The organism is Methyloversatilis discipulorum (assembly GCF_000527135.1).
In the GTDB taxonomy this organism is placed as follows: domain Bacteria; phylum Pseudomonadota; class Gammaproteobacteria; order Burkholderiales; family Rhodocyclaceae; genus Methyloversatilis; species Methyloversatilis discipulorum.
Map to the genome: position 1 here is coordinate 2,271,351 of NZ_AZUP01000001.1, position 20,496 is coordinate 2,291,846.

General features: G+C 67.1%; 16 protein-coding genes. 3 read left to right on the forward strand and 13 right to left on the reverse strand.

The genetic code is table 11. From position 1 onward, the window contains the following. Nucleotides 1-5: 5 nt before the first annotated feature. The 12 genes from METFAM1_RS0110480 to METFAM1_RS0110535 form a co-directional block, all read right to left on the reverse strand. Entirely contained in the window at nucleotides 6-413 is a 408-nt protein-coding gene (locus tag METFAM1_RS0110480; RefSeq protein ID WP_157256694.1) for a c-type cytochrome, read from the reverse strand. Nucleotides 414-468: 55 nt separating this feature from the next. Continuing rightward, entirely contained in the window at nucleotides 469-1,227 is a 759-nt protein-coding gene (locus METFAM1_RS0110485) for a substrate-binding periplasmic protein (protein ID WP_019919570.1), read from the reverse strand. 37 nt (nucleotides 1,228-1,264) lie between these two features. Continuing rightward, nucleotides 1,265-3,028 carry a PQQ-dependent dehydrogenase, methanol/ethanol family gene (locus METFAM1_RS0110490; RefSeq protein WP_019919571.1) on the reverse strand — a complete coding sequence of 588 codons (1,764 nt, stop codon included), beginning with the start codon at nucleotides 3,026-3,028 and terminating at the stop codon, nucleotides 1,265-1,267. A 352-nt stretch (nucleotides 3,029-3,380) separates the two neighbouring features. After that, nucleotides 3,381-4,190 carry an enoyl-CoA hydratase/isomerase family protein gene (locus METFAM1_RS0110495; RefSeq protein ID WP_019919572.1) on the reverse strand — a complete coding sequence of 270 codons (810 nt, stop codon included), beginning with the start codon at nucleotides 4,188-4,190 and terminating at the stop codon, nucleotides 3,381-3,383. Between the two features lie 323 nt (nucleotides 4,191-4,513). Beyond that, nucleotides 4,514-5,710, reverse strand: coding sequence for an acetyl-CoA C-acyltransferase (locus METFAM1_RS0110500; RefSeq protein WP_019919573.1), 1,197 nt, complete (start codon nucleotides 5,708-5,710; stop codon nucleotides 4,514-4,516). Between the two features lie 13 nt (nucleotides 5,711-5,723). Further along, nucleotides 5,724-8,105: a 3-hydroxyacyl-CoA dehydrogenase/enoyl-CoA hydratase family protein gene (locus METFAM1_RS0110505; protein ID WP_029644345.1), complete on the reverse strand. Its 2,382-nt coding sequence runs from the start codon at nucleotides 8,103-8,105 to the stop codon at nucleotides 5,724-5,726. A 70-nt stretch (nucleotides 8,106-8,175) separates the two neighbouring features. Continuing rightward, nucleotides 8,176-9,492, reverse strand: a complete 1,317-nt coding sequence (locus METFAM1_RS0110510; protein ID WP_019919575.1) for an OmpP1/FadL family transporter — start codon at nucleotides 9,490-9,492, stop codon at nucleotides 8,176-8,178. Between the two features lie 72 nt (nucleotides 9,493-9,564). Next, a complete protein-coding gene (locus METFAM1_RS0110515; RefSeq protein WP_019919576.1) occupies nucleotides 9,565-9,966 on the reverse strand; it encodes an acyl-CoA thioesterase in 402 nt (133 codons plus the stop codon). Then, complete coding sequence (locus METFAM1_RS0110520; protein ID WP_019919577.1) at nucleotides 9,963-11,927, reverse strand: 3-hydroxyacyl-CoA dehydrogenase NAD-binding domain-containing protein; 1,965 nt, start codon at nucleotides 11,925-11,927, stop codon at nucleotides 9,963-9,965. Before METFAM1_RS0110520 ends, METFAM1_RS0110515 begins: the two co-directional genes overlap by 4 nt. Further along, nucleotides 11,924-13,207, reverse strand: coding sequence for an acetyl-CoA C-acetyltransferase (locus METFAM1_RS0110525; protein ID WP_019919578.1), 1,284 nt, complete (start codon nucleotides 13,205-13,207; stop codon nucleotides 11,924-11,926). Before METFAM1_RS0110525 ends, METFAM1_RS0110520 begins: the two co-directional genes overlap by 4 nt. Before the next feature lie 9 nt (nucleotides 13,208-13,216). Continuing rightward, a complete protein-coding gene (locus METFAM1_RS0110530) occupies nucleotides 13,217-15,697 on the reverse strand; it encodes an acyl-CoA dehydrogenase (RefSeq protein ID WP_019919579.1) in 2,481 nt (826 codons plus the stop codon). Nucleotides 15,698-15,799: 102 nt separating this feature from the next. Continuing rightward, nucleotides 15,800-16,465, reverse strand: coding sequence for a TetR/AcrR family transcriptional regulator (locus tag METFAM1_RS0110535; RefSeq protein ID WP_019919580.1), 666 nt, complete (start codon nucleotides 16,463-16,465; stop codon nucleotides 15,800-15,802). 228 nt (nucleotides 16,466-16,693) lie between these two features. Here METFAM1_RS0110535 and METFAM1_RS0110540 point away from each other — a divergent pair, with 228 nt between their 5' ends. The 3 genes from METFAM1_RS0110540 (at nucleotide 16,694) to METFAM1_RS0110550 (ending at nucleotide 19,236) form a co-directional block, all read left to right on the forward strand. Next, nucleotides 16,694-17,062, forward strand: coding sequence for a cupin domain-containing protein (locus METFAM1_RS0110540; protein ID WP_019919581.1), 369 nt, complete (start codon nucleotides 16,694-16,696; stop codon nucleotides 17,060-17,062). A gap of 41 nt (nucleotides 17,063-17,103) precedes the next feature. After that, entirely contained in the window at nucleotides 17,104-18,516 is a 1,413-nt protein-coding gene (locus METFAM1_RS0110545) for an aminotransferase-like domain-containing protein (RefSeq protein WP_019919582.1), read from the forward strand. A gap of 189 nt (nucleotides 18,517-18,705) precedes the next feature. Beyond that, complete coding sequence (locus METFAM1_RS0110550) at nucleotides 18,706-19,236, forward strand: hypothetical protein (RefSeq protein WP_019919583.1); 531 nt, start codon at nucleotides 18,706-18,708, stop codon at nucleotides 19,234-19,236. On the opposite strand, the gene METFAM1_RS20380 is transcribed toward METFAM1_RS0110550, so the two are convergent. After that, nucleotides 19,227-20,018 carry a phytanoyl-CoA dioxygenase family protein gene (locus METFAM1_RS20380; RefSeq protein WP_019919584.1) on the reverse strand — a complete coding sequence of 264 codons (792 nt, stop codon included), beginning with the start codon at nucleotides 20,016-20,018 and terminating at the stop codon, nucleotides 19,227-19,229. The genes METFAM1_RS0110550 and METFAM1_RS20380 overlap by 10 nt on opposite strands. Between the last annotated feature and the right edge of the window lie 478 nt (nucleotides 20,019-20,496).

Sequence of the window (20,496 nt, forward strand, 5' to 3'; positions counted from 1 at the left end):
CTGGATCAGAACCAGAGATCGTCCTCGGCACCGGCCTTCGATTTCTCGGCCGCCTTGACGCGTTTCGCTTCCTCGCGCAGGAAGGCGACGATCTGCCAGATTTCCTGCTGCGTCAGCGCCGGGCCGAAGCCGCCCATCTGCGTGTTCGGGCGCCCGTTGGCAATGATTCCGAACATGTAGCCGTCACTGTTGGCACCGCCCGGCCCCCAGGCGCCCTTGACCAGCTGCGGGCCCTTGCCGCCCTTGCCGCGCGAGTTGTGACACTGCTGGCAGTTGCGGCCGAACAGCTCTTCGCCCGCTTTCGCAGCTTCCGGGTCGTTGGTCAGCGGATTGGTGGCCGGTATGGCGTCGTCGGCCTGCGCTCCGGCGATCAGGCCAGCGAGCAGCAGGCTCGCTGCGATGACACGAAACATCTGCAACTCCATTCGAATGCGGTGGCGCCAGCGACGAGCCGCCAGCGCCGGTGAATCACGGGAAGCCGGCCCGACGGGCGGCGGCGTCCAGCGTGCCGTCGGCCTTGAGCGCCGCCAGCGCCTGGTTCACGGCGCTGCCGAGCGCCGCATCGGCGCGCCGGCTGGCGATGACGAAGCGGGTGGTCAGCGACGGTTCGTTCAGCACCTGGCGTACGCCGATGCCGTCCGGCGGCGGAGCGTCAGCCAGGCGGCCGGCCCACACCAGTGCGCCAGCGATCTCGCCGCGCGCGAGCGCGTCCATCAACTGCCGGTGATTGCCGTAGGGCGTGCGGTTGTAGCCACCGGCCAGCAGGTGCAGGTCGGCCGGCGTGGCGGTGACGGCACCGACCTTGGCCTTGCCCAGATCGGACAGCGACTTCACCTTGCCGGCGACCGGCGCGACCAGCACGTAGCCGACCGACAGATAGGGCGTGGAGGCAACCAGGCCGCGTTCGGCCAGGTCCTCACCGCCGCCCTCGGTTTCCGGCAGGCCGACGAACAGATCGCAGGTGCCGGCCTGTATCGACTGCTTGAGCGCGCGCCCCATGCCGCCGCGCGACGGCACGACGATCCAGTTCAGTTTCGCTTCGCGGCCGAGCTTCGCCGCCAGCGCCTGCACGACGTCGACGTCGAGGCCACGGGCGCCATCACTGCTGGACGAGAACGGTTCGTTGCCGTCGACCACGCAGGCGGTGAGCGGCGCTGCCGACACGAGTGAAGAAAGCGCCAGTGCGAGCGCGCAGGCGACGGTGCGGATTGCGGAGGACTTCGTCATGACGATGCGGGGCGCCCTTGCGGGCGCCCCGGCTCCATTACTCGGCGAGGCCGAAGATCATCATGCCGCCGCCGCGGTTCTGGTGCTTGAACAGCTCGTCATACACCAGCGGCCACAGGCTGCCGCCGCCCGGGCCGTACACGATGGCCACGTACTGCTTGCCGTCGACGGTGAAGGTGGTCGGGTTGCCGTGAATGCCGGTACCGACGTTGAAGCGCCACAGCGCCTCGCCGGTGTCGTCGCGCATCGCATGGAACCAGCCCTCGGCGTCGCCTGCAAACACCACGCCGCCCGCGGTCGCCAGCATGCCGCTGGTCGCCGGCGTGCTCTGCGGGCGCTGCCACACCAGTTCGCCCGTGGTGGCGTTGAAGGCCTTGATGCCGCCGGTGTAGGGGTTGGCCTTCAGCACCTTGGACGACAGGAACCACTCGCCGCGCTTCCATTCCATCTTCTTGGCCTGCACGTCCATCGAGCTGTCAATGTAGGGCACGTAGAGCAGCTTGGTCTGCGGACTGTAGGCCGCGGGGTGCCATTCCTTGCCACCATCGAGAATCGGGGCAATGTCCTTCACCACCTTGTCGTAGCCCGGCACCTTGTCCGGATTGACGATCGGACGGCAGTTGTCGCCCCAGCTCTTGACCCAGTTCACGCGTGCGATCGGCACCACCCAGTTGCACTTGCCGGTGGTGCGGTCGATCGAGTACAGGTGACCGTTGCGATCGCCGTGCAGCCACACCTTGCGGCCCTTCTCGTCGTCCACCAGGATGGTTTCGTTGTTGCCGTCGTAGTCCCAGGCATCGTTCGGCGTGTACTGGAAGTGGTTCTTGATCTTGCCGGTACGCGCATCCATGATCAGCGTGGAGTTGGTGTACAGGTTGTCGCCCTTGCGCACGCTGGGATCGAAGTCCGGCGCCGGATTGCCCACACCCCAGTAGATGGTGTTGGTCTTCGCTTCGTAATTGCCGGTCAGCCAGGCCGAGCCGCCACCGGTGCGCCACGAGTCGTTGGCCCAGGTCTTGGCGTTCGGATCGTTGGCGTCGATCGGCCGGGTGGTCGTCTGCCACACGATTTCGCCAGTGTCCGGATCGAGCGCGGTGATCTTGCCGACGTTGGCGCCGACGTCACCACCCGAGTTGCCGACCACGATCTTGCCGTCGGCCACCAGCGGCATCGAGGTGTAGATCTCTCCGCTCGTGTAGTCGCCCAGCTTCTTCTCCCACACCACCTTGCCGGTCGTGTTGTTCAGCGCGACGACGTGGGTATCCAGCGTCGCCATGTAGACCATGTCCTTGTACACGGCCACGCCGCGGTTCACCGCCTCGCAGCACAGGCGCGGGCCGAGGTCGCCCGGCAGCGAGCGCTCGTACTTCCAGATCATGCGGCCGGTCAGGCCGTCGATCGAGAACACCTTGTTCTGGCTGGCAGTCACGTAGATGCGGCCATTCACCACCGTGGTCTGGCTGTCCTGCGCATCATTGACGCCGAAGGACAGGTTCCACTTCGGCACCAGCTTCTTCACGTTGTCCTGGGTCACCTGACGCAGCTGCGAGAAGCGCGTGGCCTGGTAGTCCTTGCCGTAGTGCAGCCAGTTGTTGGCGTCCTTGTCGGCGTGGATGAGCATGTCGTCGCTGACGTAGTTCGGCCGCCACTTGAAGGTGGCTTCGAGTACGTTGATGCCGAGCGGGGGTTCCGGATCCTCGGCGTGAACGACCATCGGGGCGAGCAGCAGCGCTGCCAGCAGACTCCCTGCAACCGAACTCAATGCGCCGGGCCGCAGTGCGCGGCCGTTGTGCTTGTTCATCAGGCTTCCTCCGTTGTTGTGGATGCGCATGCCCGGTCACCGGCCCGGTTTTTATCGGCCGGTACCTGCGGAACTTCCTGCGTTCCGATGACACACGCAGGCATACGCCTGCAGCATTCGTGCCACGGATGCGGTGTCGGATCGGTTGCAGAGGAAATCCGGGAACAGGCGGCGCTATCCGGCGGAAGGGATGCCGACCCGCCGTTTGCAGGAGGTCGTCCCTGAGACAGTCGGAGGCGGTTGGATGAGACAGCTGTCTCGAAAAAAATGCGCTACAAATGTCGCAACAAGGAAATCTTGAGAGGCATCGACCCGCGCCCTCGATGGCGCGCGGCGCCCCCGACGCGTGTCTTCAGCGCCCCTCGAACTTCGGCGTGCGCCGTGCGATGAAAGCGGTCACCGCCTCGGCGAAATCCTGGGTCGCGGCGCAGCGGCCGAAGGCGGCGGCTTCGTCAGCCAGTTGCTGCGCCAGCGGCTGACCCGACATATTGAGAAGTCGCTTTATTTCCGCCCAGCCGTGGCGCGGACCGCTCGCCAGACGCTCGACCTCGGCTTCGACCGCATCGTCAAACTCAGCCACCGTCACGACGCGCTCGACCAGTCCCAGCGCCTTCGCCTCGTGCGCGTCGAAGCGGCGTGCACTCCACATCAGTTCGCGCGCCCGCCGCTCGCCCAGCGCGCGCACCAGGAAGTGCGACTGACCGCCGGCACCCGGCTGCGCGAGTCCGATGCCGGCGGTACTGAACACCGCGTCGTCGGCCGCGATGGCGATGTCGGATGCCAGCATCAGCGACAGTCCATAGCCGACACAGTCGCCGCGCACCGCGGCCACCACCGGCTGGTGCGCGTGACGCAACGCCAGGATGACCGGATTGACCCAGTTCTCGACCAGGGCACGAAAGGTCGCCAGACGCGCCGGCGCATCCAGCGGCAGGCTCTGCGAAAACTCGTGCACGTCGCCGCCGGCACTGAAGCTCGCGCCGTCACCGCGCAGCAGCAGCACGCGGCACTCGGGGTCGGGCAGCGCCCGCTCCACCGCTTCGCGCAATGACTGCATCATCGCCGTCGTATAGGCATTGCGCCGCGACGGGCGCGACATGGTGAGCGTGGCGACGCCACGTTCGAGCGTGCTCAGGATGTGGCCGGAATCGTTCGATTTCATCTGCTGGACAGTCTCAAGGACGAAGGCGCGAGCTTATACCGCCGGCGGAAGCCTGAACTGAAGCCGGCGGTCCGCCACAGCCGCATCGCGACCAAGGCCGCTCCCACAATAGAGCAGTCACCGCCCACCGCCGGAGCCGCGGTCCTGTGGGAGCGAGCTTGCTCGCGATGGCGACCTGAACCGAAGCCCGCGGCCTGCCAGCGCTGCGTCGCGGCCAAGGCCGCTCCCACAGGAGGCCTCGGCAACGACCAGAGCGGATGATTCTGTGGGAGCGGCCTTGGTCGCGACCGGGCCTTCACACCGGCGCGCCGTCGACGTTCCGCTCACACCTTCTCGAATATTCCCGCCGCACCCATGCCGGTGCCGATGCACATGGTCACCATGCCGGTACGCGCTTCGCCGCGCTGCATGGCAGCGATGACGGTGGCGGTGCGGATGGCGCCGGTGGCGCCCAGCGGATGGCCGAGCGCGATGGCGCCGCCCAGCGGGTTCACCTTCGCCGGATCGAGATCCAGCGTGCGCATGACGGCCAGCGCCTGCGCGGCGAAGGCCTCGTTCAGCTCTATCCAGTCGAGGTCGGCCTGCGTGATGCCGGCCTGCCTCAGCGCGCGCGGGATCGCTTCGACCGGGCCGATGCCCATGATCTCCGGCGGCACGCCGGCCACCGCGAAACTGCGGAAGCGCGCGATCGGCGTCGCACCGGTGCGCTGCACCGCCGCGTCCGACATCAGCAGCACCGCCGCCGCGCCGTCCGACATCTGCGAACTGTTGCCGGCGGTGACCGAGCCGCACGCGGCGAACACCGGCCGCAGCTTCGCCAGGCCTTCGGCGCTGGAATCGGCCCGCGGGCCTTCGTCGGTATCGAACACGCGTTCGACGATGCGCACCGTATTGCTCGCCAGATCGGGCAGATGGCTGCGCACCGTGTAGGGCAGGATTTCACCGGCGAAGCGGCCGGCAGCGATCGCCGCCAGCGCGCGCCGATGGGATTCGAGCGCGAAGGCGTCCTGGTCCTCGCGCGACACGGCATACTTGTGCGCCACCTTCTCTGCCGTCAGGCCCATGCCGTAGGCGATGGCCACGTTCTCCGGTGACTCGAAGGCGCGCGGATTCACCGTCACCTTGTTGCCCATCATGGTCGGCATCACCGTCATCGATTCGGTGCCCGCGCCGATGGCGATGTCGCACTGGCCGGTCATGATCTTCAGCGCCGCATCGGCTACCGCGTTGAGCCCGCTGGCGCAGAAGCGGTTCACCGTGACGCCCGGCACCGACACCGGGAAACCGGCCAGCAACAGACCGATGCGGGCGACATTCATGCCCTGCTCGGCTTCCGGCATCGCGCAGCCGACGACCACGTCGCCGATGTCGTTCAGGTCGAATTCGGGCACCGCGTCGACCACGCCGCGCAGCGCGTGCGCCAGCATGTCGTCCGGCCGCACGTGGCGGAAGGCACCGCCCTTCTTCGCCACCGGCGTGCGTTTGGCGGCGACGATGTAGGCATCCTGTATCTGTTTCATCGCGAATCTCCCGTCAGTTCCGCAGCGGCTTGCCGGTGTCCATCATGTGCGCGATACGCGCCTGCGTTTCCTTCGTCTTCAGCAGATCGACGAACAGCGCGCGCTCGACTTCGAGCAGCCACTGTTCGTTCACCCGCGCGCCGGTTTCGATGTCGCCGCCGCACAGCGCGGTCGCCGACGCGTGCGCGACGCGGTAGTCGTGCGCCGAAATCAGGCCGCCCTCGCGCATGTTCACCAGCATCATGTCCAGCGTCGCGATGCCGCTTCGGCCGGCCACCGGAATATCGACCGCCGGCAGCGGCGGCCGCCAGGCGCTGTCGGCCATCGCCACCGCGTTGCGACGGGCGACGTGCAGCAGTTCGCTGGCGTGCATGACGACAACGTCCTCCTGCTTCAGCAGACCCAGTTCCTGCGCGTGGCGTGCGCTCTTCGATACGTTCGCCATGGCGATGGTCTGGAACACCGACTGCAGGAAATTCATCGGGTCCTTCGTCGCCGACGCCTCGGCCGCACGGGCGGCGCGGATCGCAAATTCCTTGCAGCCACCGCCAGCCGGAATCAGACCCACGCCCGCTTCAACCAGACCGATATAGCTTTCAAGCGCCACCACCGCGCGCGGCGAGTGCATGACGAATTCGCAGCCGCCGCCGAGCGCCATGTTCTGCACCGCGGTGATCACCGGCACCTGGGCGTACTTGATCGCCATCGACGCCTGCTGGAAGTCGTTGATCACGCGCTCAAGCCGCACGAAGTCACCCGCTTCGAGTACCGGACGGATCTGCTTCAGGTTGGCGCCGACCGAGAACGGCCCTTGCGGCTGCCAGATCACCAGACCGTCGAAATCGCGCTCGGCGCGCGCGATCGCCTCGCGGATGCCATCGAGCACCTTCGGGCCGACGCAGGACATGCGGCTCTTGAAGGACAGCACCGGCACCCGCTCGCCGTCGGCGTCGTCCAGCGTCCACAGCCGCACCTCCTCGCCTTCCCACACGGTGTGCGTCGCGCGCGGCACTTCGGCCAGCACGCGCTCGGGGAAGAGCTGGCGCGGCGATACGCTGCGAGGCTCCAGCTTCGCGGCCGAGGCCGACCATGAACCAGCCGCGTCGTGCACGCCGTGCCGTTCGAACACCCAGGCCGGCAGCGGTGCGTCCGACATCGTGCGGCCGGCGGCGATGTCCTCGCGCAGCCATCCGGCGACCTGCTGCCAGCCGGCGCCCTGCCAGGTTTCGAACGGGCCAGCGCTCCAGCCGAAGCCCCAGCGCATCGCGAAGTCGACGTCGCGCGCGTTGTGCGCAATGTCGCCGAGATGCACGGCGACGTAATGGAACACGTCGCGGAAGATGGACCACAGGAACTGCGCCTGCGGATGTTCGCTGGCACGCAGCGCAGCCAGCTTCATGGCCGGATCGCGCTCGGCGAGGATGGCCTGCACCTCGTCGGCAATGGCGCCGGCGGCGTCGCGGTAGTCCTGCTGCGCGAGGTCGAGCACCTTGATCGCCTTGCCGTCCTTGCGATAGACGCCGGCCTTGGTCTTCTGGCCGAGCGCGCCGCGCTCGACCAGTGCAGCGAGCCAGGCCGGCGCGACGTAGTGGCGATGCCAGGGGTCGCCCTGCAGGTTGTCGGTCATGGTCTTGACGACATGCAGCAGCGTGTCGAGGCCGACCACGTCGGCGGTACGGTAGGTGGCCGATTTCGGTCGGCCGATCGCCGGGCCGGTCAGCGCGTCGACCTCGTCGAAGCCCAGGCCCAGCCGGGTGGTGTGGTGCATGGCCGCCAGCATCGAGAACACCCCGATGCGGTTGGCGACGAAGTTGGGCGTGTCGAGCGCGCGCACCACGTTCTTGCCCAGCGTGGTGGTGAGGAAATCTTCGAGGCGGTCGAGCAGCGCGGCGTCGGTGCCGCGCGCCGGAATCAGTTCGACCAGCGCCATGTAGCGCGGCGGATTGAAGAAATGCACGCCGCAGAAACGGCTGCGCATCGCTTCCGGGCAACCGTCGGCCAACGCGTTGATCGACAGGCCGGAGGTATTGGTGGCGAAGATCGCGTCACCGCGAAGATGCGGCGCCACCTTGGCGTACAGGCCATGCTTCCAGTCCATGCGCTCGGCGATGGCTTCGATCACCAGATCGCAGTCGGCGAGCCGGTGCGCGTCGCGGTCGTAGTTCGCCACTTCGATATGGGCGGCGCGGTCGGCGGTGGCCAGCGGCGCCGGTTCGAGCTTCTTCAGGCCGGCGATGGCGCGCTTGACGATGGCGTCGGGGTCACCCTCCTTCGCGGCGAGGTCGAACAGGATGACGGGAACGTTCGCGTTGGCGCAGTGGGCGGCGATCTGCGCGCCCATCACGCCGGCGCCCAGTACGGCGACGCGACGGATGCGGAATCTGGAGGATGTCACGATGCGGACTCCCGGGAGAGGCGGTCCGGCCGCGCACGGCGACCGGACCGGGTACGACAGGAAGGACGGATCAGAAGCGGGTCGAGTACTGCACGCCGAGGATGTCGACCGAGTTTTCGTACTCGCCGACCAGCGTGCCCTTGGCCAGTGCATTGCCGCCGTTGGTATTGATCTTCGCGTCCTTGACGAACAGATGGGCGTAGCCCACGTCGACCGCGGAGGTCGCGTCCGGGCGCCACTGCAGGCCGAAGGAAAGCCAGACGCGGTCCTCGTCGGGCACGCGTGGCAGGCGCGTGGTGTCGCGCACTGGCGTCTGGTCCCAGGCCAGGCCGAACTTCAGGCTCAGGGCATCGGTGTAGGCATAGGTGCCGCCGAAGGCGACGCGCCAGGTGTCGCGCCACTTCAGTTCCTCGGTCGTCACGTTGACGCCATCGACCCGGTCCACCGCCAGTTCCTGGAGCGTCGACCAGCCGGTCCAGCTGATGTCACCGAGCATGGTCCAGCGGTCGGAAATCTTCTGCATCACACTGAAGGTGGCCGTATCGGGCAACTCGACATCGGCGGTCACATCGCCACCGCGCAGCGCGTTGAGCGTCGGTGCAGCGGCCGCGCCGGCTGCATTCAATCCGCTGAAACGTGCGGTGCCTTCGAGCTTGTAATCGACCTTGGAACGATAGGTCGCGCCGAGACGCGTGTCCGGCGACAGCTGGAACATGGCGCCGATGTTCCAGCCCCAGGCCGTGTCGTCGCCGCGTATGCGTCCCAGTGCAGTGGCGCCGGCGCCGGCGATGGCCGCCGCGTTCACCGCATTGGTCAGATCGGCATCGATACGCTGGAAGTTCACGCCCAGGCCGATCGAGAACACGTCATTGACCTTGAAAGCGATGGACGGGTTGATATTGACCGTCTTGAGTTCGGACTTGATCGCGTGAAACCGTCCGGCCCAGTCGTTGTTGTACTGCGTCTTGAGCCCGAAAGGTGCCCCCACACCGAGACCTGCGAACAGACGGTCGGTCAGTTGCCAGGTCATGTAGCCGGCCGGAATCGCGGCCCAGTCGCCGGCATCGCCGCCATTGCCACCCGGACCCTGGGCGAAGGCGTTGGTGGACCCGCCGTTCGAGAACTCGGCCTGCGGCCGTACCAGGTCAACCGAAAAGGCGAGGTTGCGACCGGGCAGCAGCGTCATGCCGGCCGGATTGAAGAACACCGTGCTGGCGTCTTCGGCGACTGCCGCACTGCCGGCGTAGGCGTTGCCCAGGCCGCTCGCGTTGCCTTCGAGCAGCTGGAAGGCCGCTGCGTGGCTGGCGGTCGAGCCGACCGCGCCGATCGCCACGGCCAGAACTTTTATCGTGGCACCGTGGCTGCGGCGCTGTTTCGTCTTCGTCATGACTCCTCCTCTGTGCGTCGTAAAGGTTGCTGCGTTCACGGCGTGTCCCTGCACAGGGCACACCGAATACTGTCAGGACTGTTCCGGTGCGATCAGTCGCTTGCTGCCGTCCTCGTTCACCGCGACATAGGTGAGCTGTGCCGAGGCGACCTTAAGGATTTTCACGTTGTCATAGCCGGTTTCCGCGTAGACGTCGACATCGACCGTGATCGACGTGGTGCCGACACGCGCGACGCGCGAGTAGAAGGACACGAGGTACTGCGTGGTGATCGGCTGCAGGAAAACGAATGAATTGACCGCCACCGTCACGACGCGGCAGCGCGTACGGCGCATCGCGGCGATCGATCCGGCGACGTCGACCTGCGACATGACCCAGCCACCGAAGATGTCGCCGGCCGCGTTGATGTCGCGCGGCATGGGCAGCATGCGCAGCGCGGGTTGTTCTTCAGGAAGGTGTTCTATGTTCTGGCTCATTTACGACTCTGATGTTGCATTGCGGAAACCGCATGATAGTGCAGCGGTCCGCCGGTATAGGGAGCGAAGCCGGCGCCGAAGATGAGGCCGGCGTCGGCCAGGTCGGCGTCGGCCACCACGCCCTGCTCGACGCAGCGGCGCGTAACCCGGATCAGCGGCTCGACCAGCCGCGCCGCCAGTCCTTCCGGCACGGCAGCGGCGCCGGTGCGCACCGGTCGGCCATCCTTCCAGACGTAGAAACCCTGCCCGCTCTTGCAACCGAGGTGCCCGGCATCAATCCGCTGCTGCAGACAGACCGGCGCTGTCGCACCGCCCGTCAGGCGGGCGCCCGCCGCCATTGCGATGTCGAGGCCGACGGTGTCCACCAGTTCGATCGGGCCCATCGCCATGCCGAAGTCGAGCGCGGCGCGATCGACCACTTCGGGCGACACGCCTTCGTCGACGCACTTCATCGCTTCGAGCATGTAGGGTCCGAGCACCGCGTTGACCAGAAAGCCTGGCGCGCTGGCCACCGGCAGCGGCAGCTTGTCGAGCGCACCGACGAAGGCGGCCGCCCGCTGCACTGCCTGTTCGAAGCTGTCGGCGCCGCGCACCACTTCGACCAGAGGCATCTTCGCCACGGGATTGAAGAAATGGATGCCGACCAGTCGGCCGGGCACGTGCAGCGCCTGCGCGATGTCCTCGATGCGCAGGCTGGATGTATTGGTGGCGAGCAGCGCGTCGGGGCGGGCGCGCCGCTCGACCTCGCGCATCAGCGCACGCTTGGCGTCGAGGTCCTCGAAGATCGCTTCGATGATCAGGTCGGCACCGGCGACACCGGCGCCGGTCGGGTCCGGAATCAGCCGGTCGAGCGCGTCGCGCTGCGCCTGGCGGTCGCGGCGAAACTTGCGCGCGAAGGCCTTCGCCGCCCGCTGCATCGCCGGCGCGATGCGCGCCAGGCCGTTGTCCTGCAAGGTCACATGGAAGCCGCGCAGCGCGCACCAGGCGGCGATGTCGCCGCCCATGACACCGGCGCCGACGACGTGCACACGGCGGACGGGCGGCAAGCCGACGTCGCTTTTCGCGTAGCCGCGCAGCCGCTCGCGCAGGTGATAGACGCGCTGCAGATTGGGCGTGGTCGGGTGGGCCACCAGCGCGGCCATCGACGACGGGTGATCGGCCGGCACCGCCAGCGCATTGCCGCCGAAGTCACGCCACATTTCTACGATGGCGTAAGGCGCCGGGTAATGCTCACGGCGTGCCTTTTTCGCCACACCTTCGAGTGCCTTCTTCGCCACCACGCCGCGCAGCGGACCGAGCAGCAGGCGCTGTCCCGGCGACAGCGGGCGGCGCGGCGGGTCGGCCAGCACGCGGGCGCGGGCGTGCTCGCGCATCAGTCGCGCCGGCGCGATTTCGTCGACCAGGCCGGCCGCCTTCGCCCGCTTCGCGTCGAGTGCGCGGCCAGTGAGCATCATGTCCAGCGCGGCCGGTGCGCCGATGCGCTGCGGCAGACGCAGCATGCCGCCCCAGCCCGGGACGATGCCGAGCAGCACTTCGGGCAGCGCGAAGCGGGTGCCCGGTTCATCGACCGCGACGATGTGGCGGCAGGCCAGCGACAGTTCGGTGCCGCCGCCGACGCAGAAGCCGCGCACCAGCGCGCAGGTCGGGTAAGGCACGGCGGCCAGCCGGTTGAACAGGTTCCAGCCGCGACCGACGATGTCGCGCGCGCCGGCTTCGTCCTTCACCGCGCCGAACTCGCCGATATCGGCACCGGCGATGAAGCCGGTCGTCTTGCCAGACAGGATGACCAGCGCGCGCGGCGGTGCGGCGTCGAAGGCGTCGAGCACCAGGCCCAGTTCGCGCATCGCCTCACCGGACAGCGTATTCACGTGCTCGCCGGCGCGGTCGAACACGAGCCAGACGAGGTTGTCTTCGTCACGCTCGATGCGCCAGTGCTTCAGATCGCTTGCGTGCACGCTCATGCGCTTTCCACCAGCATCGCACCACCCTGTCCGCCGCCGATGCAGATCGACGCCATGCCGCGGCCACCGCCACGGCGCTTCAGCACGTGCAGCAGGTGCAGCACGATGCGGGCACCACTGGCGCCGACCGGATGGCCGATCGCGATCGCGCCGCCGTCGACGTTGAGGCGTCGTTCGTCCAGCGTACCGAGCGCGTGTGACAGTCCGAGCTGTTCGCGGCAGTAGCTGTCGCTCTTCCACGCCTCGACGCAGGCGATGACCTGGGCGGCGAAAGCTTCGTTGATCTCCCAGGCGTCGAGGTCGTTCAGCCCGAGGCCGTGGCGCTGCAGGATGGGCGTCGCCGCATGCACCGGCCCCAACCCCATCTGCGCCGGATCGAGCGCCGCCCACTGCACGTCGAGGATGCGGCCGAGCGGCTTCAGGCCGTACTGGTCGACGGCCTTCTGCGAAGCGAGCAGCAGCCAGCTCGCGCCGTCGGTCACCTGCGAACTGTTGCCGGCGGTGATGTGGCCGTGCTTGCGGTCGAATACCGGCCGCAGCTTTGCCAGCCGCTCGACCGACGAATCGCGACGCATGCCGTCGTCTTCGGCGTACAGCTTTCCGTCGCGGTCGGTCAGCGGCACGATTTCGCCAAAGCAGCCTTCGTCGAGCGCGCGTGCCGTGCGCTGGTGCGAACGCATGGCGTAGAAATCCATCTGCGTGCGGCTGATGCCGAACTTCGCCGCGAGGTTCTCGGCGGTCTGACCCATGTTCAGGCCGATCACCGGATCGGTCAGTCCCTTGATCAGGCCGATCACCGGCGCCAGCATCGCCGGCCTGAACTTCGTGATCAGCGCGGCGCGCTGACCCAAGGTCTTCGCCGCGTACCACTGCGACAGCCAGCGCACCATGGCGTCGGAGAACAGCAAGTGGGCGCGCGACAGCGCGTCGACGCCACCGGCGAGCACCAGGTCGGCGCGGCCGCGCTGGATGTTGGCGAGGCCCGAATCGAGCGCCTGCATGCCGCTGGCGCAGTTGCGCATCACCGTCCAGCCCGGCACACGGTCGCCGCAGCCCATGCGCAGCGCGGCGATGCGGCCAATGTTCGCTTCGTCGGCAGACGGCGCGGCGCAGCCGAGGATGACTTCGTCGAGCTGATCCGGCCGGAAAGGCTGGCGCGCCAGCAGCGCGTTGCCGGCCGCCACGGCGAGGTCGGCCGCGGCGAACGGACCGGGCGCGTTGCGCGACTTCAGGAAGGGGGTGCGCGCCCCATCGACGACGAATACTTCAGGCAAGGACATGAACACTCCTCAGGCGGCGAGCGCGGTCACGTTGCGCGCCTCGGCCGGCGTCGCGGGCACGGCGTCGGCGCCGAAGTCCTGCGCGAAATCGTCCACCTTGACCACGCGGTCGCGCAGTTCGTCGCGCCGGGTGACCAGCGCGAATTCCTGCGCGTCGATGACGCCGGCTTCGAAGGCGGCACGCATCATGCCCGGCCCGCGCGCCTTCAGTTCGCCGCGCTTCTGTGCCGCGCGCACCTTGGCTTCGATCGCCTCGGCGGCCACCGTCGCCTGCAGCGCATGTTCGATGGCGCCGACCGCATCGTGCTCGTCCTGCGGCACGTACATGTCGGCGGTCAGCCGGTCGCGCGTCGCCGAAGGCTCGATCAGCAGCTTTGCCACCTCGCCGCCGAGGCGGTCCGATGGCACCACGTAGGGCCGGCCGAGCGGGAAGATGAGGCGGCGCAGCAGCATGCCGATCAGCCGGTTCGGGAAGTTGGAAATGACGCCTTCGAATGCGGTCTGCGCATGGAACATGGCGTCCCACATCGCCCAGTGCATCAGCGGCGCGTCGGCGGCCTGGCGCCCTTCGGCTTCGTAGCGCTTCAGCGTGGCCGAGCACAGATACATCAGCGACAGGATGTCGCCCAGCCGCGCCGACAGCTTTTCCTTGCGCTTGAGGTCGCCGCCCATGGTCAGCATGGCGGCGTCGGCGATGAAGGCGAAGGCGGTCGAGAAGCGGGTGAGCTGCTGGTAGTAGCGGCGCGTCTCCGGCGCCAGATCGCCCGGCACGCCGACCCAGTGCGAACCGGTCAGGCCGGTGATCAGCGTGCGCACTGCGTTGCTCGCGGTGTAGCCGATGTGGGCGAACAGCGCGTCGTCGAACTCGGTGAGTGCTTCCGGCGTGTCGTCTGCCAGCGCGGCGCGCATTTCGCGCAGCACGTAGGGATGGCAGCGGATGGCGCCCTGGCCAAAGATGATGAGGCTGCGCGTCAGGATGTTCGCGCCTTCGACCGTGATGCCGATCGGGATCTGCTGGTAGGCGCGGCCGAGGAAGTTCGACGGGCCAAGGCAGATGCCCTTGCCGCCGAGGATGTCCATGCCGTCATTGACGACGATGCGGGCGCGCTCGGTGATGTGGTACTTGACGATGGCCGACACCACCGACGGCTTCTCGCCGAGGTCGATGGCGGACGCGGTCATCCGCCGCGCGGCGTCCATCATGTAGAGGTGGCCGCCGATGCGGGCCAGCGGTTCCTGTATGCCTTCGAAGCGGCCGATCGCGGTCTTGAACTGGCTGCGCACGCGGGCATAGCCACCGACTGCGCGTGCGGTGAGCTTGGCCATGCCGGTGTTGGAGGCGGGCAGCGAGATCGAGCGGCCGGCGGCCAGGCACTCCATCAGCATGCGCCAGCCCTGCCCGGCCATCGCCGGCCCACCGATGATCCACTCCAGCGGCATGAACACGTCGCGCCCCCAGTTGGGGCCATTCTGGAATACCGCGTTCAGCGGGAAGTGGCGGCGGCCGATCTGCACGCCCGGATGGTCGGTCGGAATCAGCGCGCAAGTGATGCCGATGTCTTCGGTGTCGCCGAGCAGGTGGTCGGGGTCGTACAGGCGGAAAGCCAGGCCGAGCAGCGTGGCGACCGGACCCAGCGTGATGTAGCGCTTGTCCCAGGTCACGCGCATGCCCAGCACTTCGCGGCCCTCGTGCATGCCGCGGCAGACGATGCCGTAGTCGGGGATCGACGCCGCGTCCGACCCCGCCTGCGGACTGGTCAGCGCGAAACACGGAATTTCCAGCCCCTTGGCCAGACGCGGCAGATAGTGATCCTTCTGCGCGTCGGTGCCGTAATGCAGCAGCAGTTCGGCCGGGCCGAGCGAGTTCGGCACCATCACCGTCACCGCGGAAGCGGAGCAGCGCGTCGACAGCTTGGTCACGATCTGCGAATGCGCCCAGGCGGAGAACTCCTTGCCGCCGTACTTCTTCGGGATGATGAGGCCGAGGAAGCCCTTGTCCTTGATGTATTGCCAGGTCTCGGGCGGCAGGTCCTTCAGTTCGTGCGAAATGCGCCAGTCGTCGGACAGGCGGCACAGTTCGTCGACCTCGTTGTCGAGGAAGGACTGTTCTTCGGCGCTCAGTTGCGGTTCCGGGTAGGCGTGCAACTTTTGCCAGTCGGGATGCCCGCGGAACAGTTCGCCTTCCCACCAGACGGTGCCCGCTTCGAGTGCAATCCGTTCGGTATCCGACATCGGCGGCAGGATGTTGCGATACACCACCAGCAGCGGCCGCGAAATCAGTGCGCGGCGCAGCGGCACCAGGTTCAGCAGCAGCGCCGGCACACCGAACAGCACGGCGGCGGCGACGCAGGCGGCGACCGACCAGTCGAAATGCAGCGCCGCGGCGACCAGCCAGGCGGCCAGTGCCGCGGTGATCAGCAGCAGCGGTACCCGCATATAGGCCAGTGCGATCAAGCCCAACGGCAACAGCAGAAGAAGCATCCAGGTCATTTGAGTCTCCTCGTCCGGTCATGCTGCTGCGATAGGCGCGCAAGGCGCTTCTGTCCGCAGTCTAGTTCCAATCTAGTTGCAATCGTCGGTGCTTTCGCCCCATCAGTTCGATTCCGGCAACGGCGCACGCAGGCCGCCGAGCAGGAAACTCATCAATCGCGGCACCATGCGCGCCATCGCGTCCGGCTCGTCGATCTGTACGCCGGTCATCACCTGCAGCGTGTCGATGCCGGATACCGCGTAGGACATGGCGCCGAACATGAAATGCAGGCGCCACACGATGTCCTCGACCGGCACCGCCGGCAGCGCGCGGCTCAGGGCGTCGCGATAGCGGCCGATCACCGGCGCGTACTCGGTCGCCAGACACTCGCGCACCACCGCCGACGGTTCGGTGAAGGTGCGGCCCAGCAGGCGCATGAATTCGCGACCCTGTTCGCTCTGCGCCGCCAGCGCGAGCGAGCCGCTGAAGAAGCATTCGACGATCACCCGCGCCTTCACCGGCGCGCCGCCGGCAGCCGCTTCAGCTTCGTCGAGCGCCTGCATGCGCAGCGCATTGAGCGGTCGAAGTCCGCGCAGCAGCACTTCCTGCACCAGCACGTCCTTCGATCCGAAGTGATAATTGACGGCCGCCAGATTGACGCTGGCCGTGGTCGTGATCATCCTCATCGAGGTCGCCTCGAAACCGTGGGCGGCAAACAGCGACTGCGCCGCATCAAGGATGCGGGTGCGCGTTTCGATCACGGAAGGTCGGTTGCGGCGGGCGTCCATGGCGTGAAGCACGGCCTCATGTTCAAACGTTCGTTTGAATCTAGACCCTTGAATGTCGTCTGTCAATCTTGCACCGCCGCATTGAGGCAGAACGCGCGCAGCTACCTCTTTCGGGGCATTGCCCTGCCCCGCCCCGGCCCGAATAATCCGCTCTCGATATCCGCGCCCGCCCTCGGCACGACATCGTCCGGGGCGGATCGCGGTGACCGCACATTCAGGAGGCCTCTCATGCCGGACGCACCGGTGAAATATCCGAAAGAGCCCCTGGTCGCCGACGGCGGACCGGGTGTGCACTGGATCACCCGCCCCGACCCGCAGGGCTGGACCGCGCCGGTGCTGATGGAGTGGGAACTGCGCGGCGAAACGTGGACCGACGAGCACGCGCACGACGAATACGCCTACGTGCTCGAAGGCCGGCTGTTCGTCGAATCGGGCGGCGTGACCGTCGAAGCGACCACCGGCGACACCGTCTGCGTGCGCGGCGGTTCGGTCGGCCGCTATTACGCACCGGAATACGCACGCATCCTCGGCATCTACGGCCCCAACCCCGCGGGCGGCGGCACCCGGCTGCTCGGCTTCGGCAAGCTGACCGACTGAGACACGCCAGGCGGCCGGCGCGCGCCTGATAGCATCGGCGCATGACGCTCTACCAGCACCTCGCCGACCGCACCGCGCAACTGATCGCCGACGGCGTGCTGCGCCCGGGCGACCGCCTGCCCTCGGTGCGCCATGCCTGCCGCGCGCACGACCTCAGCCCGATCACCGTCACCCAGGCCTACGCGCTGCTTGAAAGCCGCGGCCTGGTCGAGGCGCGCCCGCGCTCCGGCTATTTCGTGCGCGCCCGCCTCGGCCAACGCCTGCCGGAACCGGCCATGTCGCGGCCGGGGCAACGCTCGACCGCGCTGCAGGTGAGCGACTTCATCTTCGAAATCCTCGACAGCGTGCGCGACCCGGCTGTCGTGCCGCTGGGTTCCAGCTTTCCGGCGCCCGAACTGTTCCCGCTCGACCGCCTCGGCCGCTGCCTCGCTGCCGCCGCGCGCCGCATCAAACCGCTGGACACGCTGACCGACCTGCCGCCGGGCCACCCCGAACTGCGCCGGCAGATCGCGCTGCGCTACCTCGGCCTCGGCGCCGACGTGTCGCCGGACGACATCATCATCACCAATGGCGCGATGGAGGGGCTGAACCTCTGCCTGCAGGCGGTGACCCGGCCGGGCGACCTGATCGCGGTCGAATCTCCCACCTTCTATGCGGGCCTGCAGGCCGCCGAGCGGCTCGGGCTCAAAGTGGTCGAAGTACCCAGCCACCCGCGCGAGGGCGTGAACCTCGCCGCACTCGAACAGCTCCTTAAGAAGCACCCGGTGCGCGCCTGCCTGTTCATGCTGAACTACGCCAACCCGACCGGCGCCTGCGTGCCCGACGACGGTCGCCGCCAGCTGATGGCCCTGCTCGACCGCCACGACGTGCCGCTGATCGAGGACGACGTCTATGCCGAACTGCACCACGGCGAACAGGCGCCCTTGTGCAGCAAGGCGGTCGACCGCGACGGCTGCGTCATGCATGTGTCGTCCTTCTCGAAATGCCTGGCCCCCGGCTTCCGCGTCGGCTGGGTCGCCGCCGGCCGCTACGCCGACGCGATCCGCCGGCAGAAGCTGTCATTCAGCCTCGCCACCCCGGTCGCGCTGCAGCACGCGCTCGCCGACTACCTCAAACAGGGCGGCTACGACCGCCACCTGCGCACGCTGCGTAGCACCCTGCGAACACAGATGGCCGCACTGGTCGCCGACGTCGAAGCCCATTTCCCCGCCGGCACCCGCATGGCCGAACCGGAGGGCGGCTATTTCCTGTGGCTCGAACTGCCGGAAGGCTGCGACACATTGGCGCTTCACCGCGAAGCGCTGGCAAGAGGCATCAGCATCGCGCCGGGGCCGATCTTTTCGGCGCAGAGGGAGTTCCGGAATTTCGTGCGGCTGAACTTCGGGCATTCTGAGAGTCCATCGCAGCGCGAGGCGCTCGCGGCCTTGGGTCGCTTGATCGCCTCCATGCTCTAAAGCACGGGCGCGACAGCCTAACGACAGCGCAGCGCTCTGACCGGCGCTGCAGGAGAGCGACATGTCAGGGGGACGAAAGAGCGCACCGCTGGGTATCGGAAAGAGCGCTTCAGGCCGCCGGTTCTGTCAAGCGTGGGCGTTCTCCTTGCGTCAGAGGGTCGGTCTGACAGCGTTGAAACGGAGTTTCACATGATCGAAAAGATATTGTCCGCCCCCGGGTCGGCGGCGGACTGGGCCGCCGTCCTTGTCGGCTTGGCCAACGCCGTCGTCGGCATCTGGATCGCCGTCAGCGTGAGCCGATTGACCAGGACCACCGAAAAGAACCAGAGCCTGCAGACCATTTACGAACAATGGATGCGCAAGAAGGAACTGAGCATCCAGGTGCCGGCGATTTCCGAACTGGATGCCGCGATGTACAGCCCCGGCAGCGCGTACACGCTGAAGGACCAGCAGCAACGCGTCTGGCTGGTGCTCATCATCGACATCCTGTTCAACTGCTATCTCGCTGCCAAAGACGGGCTCTATCCGCAGGATGTCTATGAGGAGGACATGGAAGCCCACCTCGGTTCGATGCTGCGTTTCGACAGCACGATGGTGGACGCCCTGATGCGCGAACGGGGCTACTGCGGCAAGGGTGTGGTGGGCGAATTCTACGAGGAGGTGCAACGGATCAAGCAGCGAATCGAGGCCCGGAACGCCGCCCCACCGGATCAGCCATAAGCCCCGGCACACGCAAATACGGCTTCGAGCATGACGCGGCGATTCATCGCCGAAGGGATGTGCTTGTGCAAGCAACGGCTGTCCCAGATAACCAGCGTGCCGGCCTTGCCGCGCAGCGGAACCGGTGAGAGCTTGCGCCGGCGCATCAGCAGTTCGGCGCGGTAATGCGTCAGACAACCGGCAAAGTGGTTCTCGATGCGGCCCGATATCGCGTCATACGACGCCTTTTCGGTGTCCCAGCTTGCAGCGCTGCGCCTTTCCACGCTGTAAAGCTCGTGCGCAAGCGGAACGCGCCAGAATCCCTTGGTGGAGTTCGGAACCACCACCAGCGTCCCGTCGTCGTGACCGACATCGGTCAGATAGAGGAAGGCCTTGATGCGGTGCTTGAAACTGTCGATGTGAAAGAATTCGTCGAACGCGCCGCGCGGTCCGTCCGCCAGCCTGACCTGGGCCCAGTCGCGCACCCGTTCAGCGCGCGCCCCCATGATGGTCTCGACCACGTCGCGAATGCGCGAGTCCTCGAAGAACGGCGCAAAAGCGGCCATCGACGACGCGTCGTGCAGTGAGCGCACCGACGGCGATTGCGGTTCAACCGCGAGCGTAGAGACCTCCGGTACGGCGGCGCGCATTGCCGCCACCGTATCGCTGTCGTACCAATCGTCGACGACACTGAAACCCTGTTCGACGACCTCGCGCGCCTGCCGGTTGGACAAGTCTTTCCGCGCCAGACGTGCATAGATACGCTGGATTCGCACGTATTCGAGCAGAAAATTCGCGGTCATCTGACGCCGCCGAGCAGGGTATCGGTCGCCGACACATGAATGCGACGGGCACCAGTATGAACCGATGCAAGGGGACTGGCATCGGCCGAACTTCTGATCCTGAACGCCGGCAAGGACATCCTCTCGATCATCTGTATGCGGAGTAGCACGGACGACGATGCGGGCTGGACACGATGCATATGTCCGGCGCGGAAGCGCTTCTGAAGAGCGCCGAACTCGACTGCTCCTAGGTAGCACGAGGTCATGATATATGCACCTATCTCGACGCTTAGGAATACAGGCATGCTGATCGCGGCGGTCAATGCGCGCCCTGATCGCCGGCACAGCATCAACAGGTCGCCCACCGCTCCGACGGAAGTGCTGCGGGACGCGCGGCCGCAGCGTTGATGCCCCCGAAGACCGCTTTCTTTTCGTTCAGGCCGCTGGCGACCTATTCATACACTGGCCACGAGTCATCTTTCCAGAACGTTTCTCCGAC

Excerpts from the sequence above, each read along its gene's own strand:
- METFAM1_RS0110550 (WP_019919583.1), top strand. The coding sequence starts at position 18,706 with ATGATCGAAAAGATATTGTCCGCCCCCGGGTCGGCGGCGGACTGGGCC.
- METFAM1_RS0110545 (WP_019919582.1), top strand. The coding sequence starts at position 17,104 with ATGACGCTCTACCAGCACCTCGCCGACCGCACCGCGCAACTGATCGCC.
- METFAM1_RS0110490 (WP_019919571.1), bottom strand. The coding sequence starts at position 3,028 with ATGAACAAGCACAACGGCCGCGCACTGCGGCCCGGCGCATTGAGTTCG.
- METFAM1_RS0110480 (WP_157256694.1), bottom strand. The coding sequence starts at position 413 with ATGTTTCGTGTCATCGCAGCGAGCCTGCTGCTCGCTGGCCTGATCGCC.
- METFAM1_RS0110515 (WP_019919576.1), bottom strand. The coding sequence starts at position 9,966 with ATGAGCCAGAACATAGAACACCTTCCTGAAGAACAACCCGCGCTGCGC.
- METFAM1_RS0110500 (WP_019919573.1), bottom strand. The coding sequence starts at position 5,710 with ATGAAACAGATACAGGATGCCTACATCGTCGCCGCCAAACGCACGCCG.
- METFAM1_RS0110530 (WP_019919579.1), bottom strand. The coding sequence starts at position 15,697 with ATGACCTGGATGCTTCTTCTGCTGTTGCCGTTGGGCTTGATCGCACTG.
- METFAM1_RS0110540 (WP_019919581.1), top strand. The coding sequence starts at position 16,694 with ATGCCGGACGCACCGGTGAAATATCCGAAAGAGCCCCTGGTCGCCGAC.
- METFAM1_RS0110495 (WP_019919572.1), bottom strand. The coding sequence starts at position 4,190 with ATGAAATCGAACGATTCCGGCCACATCCTGAGCACGCTCGAACGTGGC.
- METFAM1_RS0110525 (WP_019919578.1), bottom strand. The coding sequence starts at position 13,207 with ATGTCCTTGCCTGAAGTATTCGTCGTCGATGGGGCGCGCACCCCCTTC.
- METFAM1_RS0110485 (WP_019919570.1), bottom strand. The coding sequence starts at position 1,227 with ATGACGAAGTCCTCCGCAATCCGCACCGTCGCCTGCGCGCTCGCACTG.
- METFAM1_RS0110510 (WP_019919575.1), bottom strand. The coding sequence starts at position 9,492 with ATGACGAAGACGAAACAGCGCCGCAGCCACGGTGCCACGATAAAAGTT.
- METFAM1_RS20380 (WP_019919584.1), bottom strand. The coding sequence starts at position 20,018 with ATGACCGCGAATTTTCTGCTCGAATACGTGCGAATCCAGCGTATCTAT.
- METFAM1_RS0110520 (WP_019919577.1), bottom strand. The coding sequence starts at position 11,927 with ATGAGCGTGCACGCAAGCGATCTGAAGCACTGGCGCATCGAGCGTGAC.
- METFAM1_RS0110535 (WP_019919580.1), bottom strand. The coding sequence starts at position 16,465 with ATGGACGCCCGCCGCAACCGACCTTCCGTGATCGAAACGCGCACCCGC.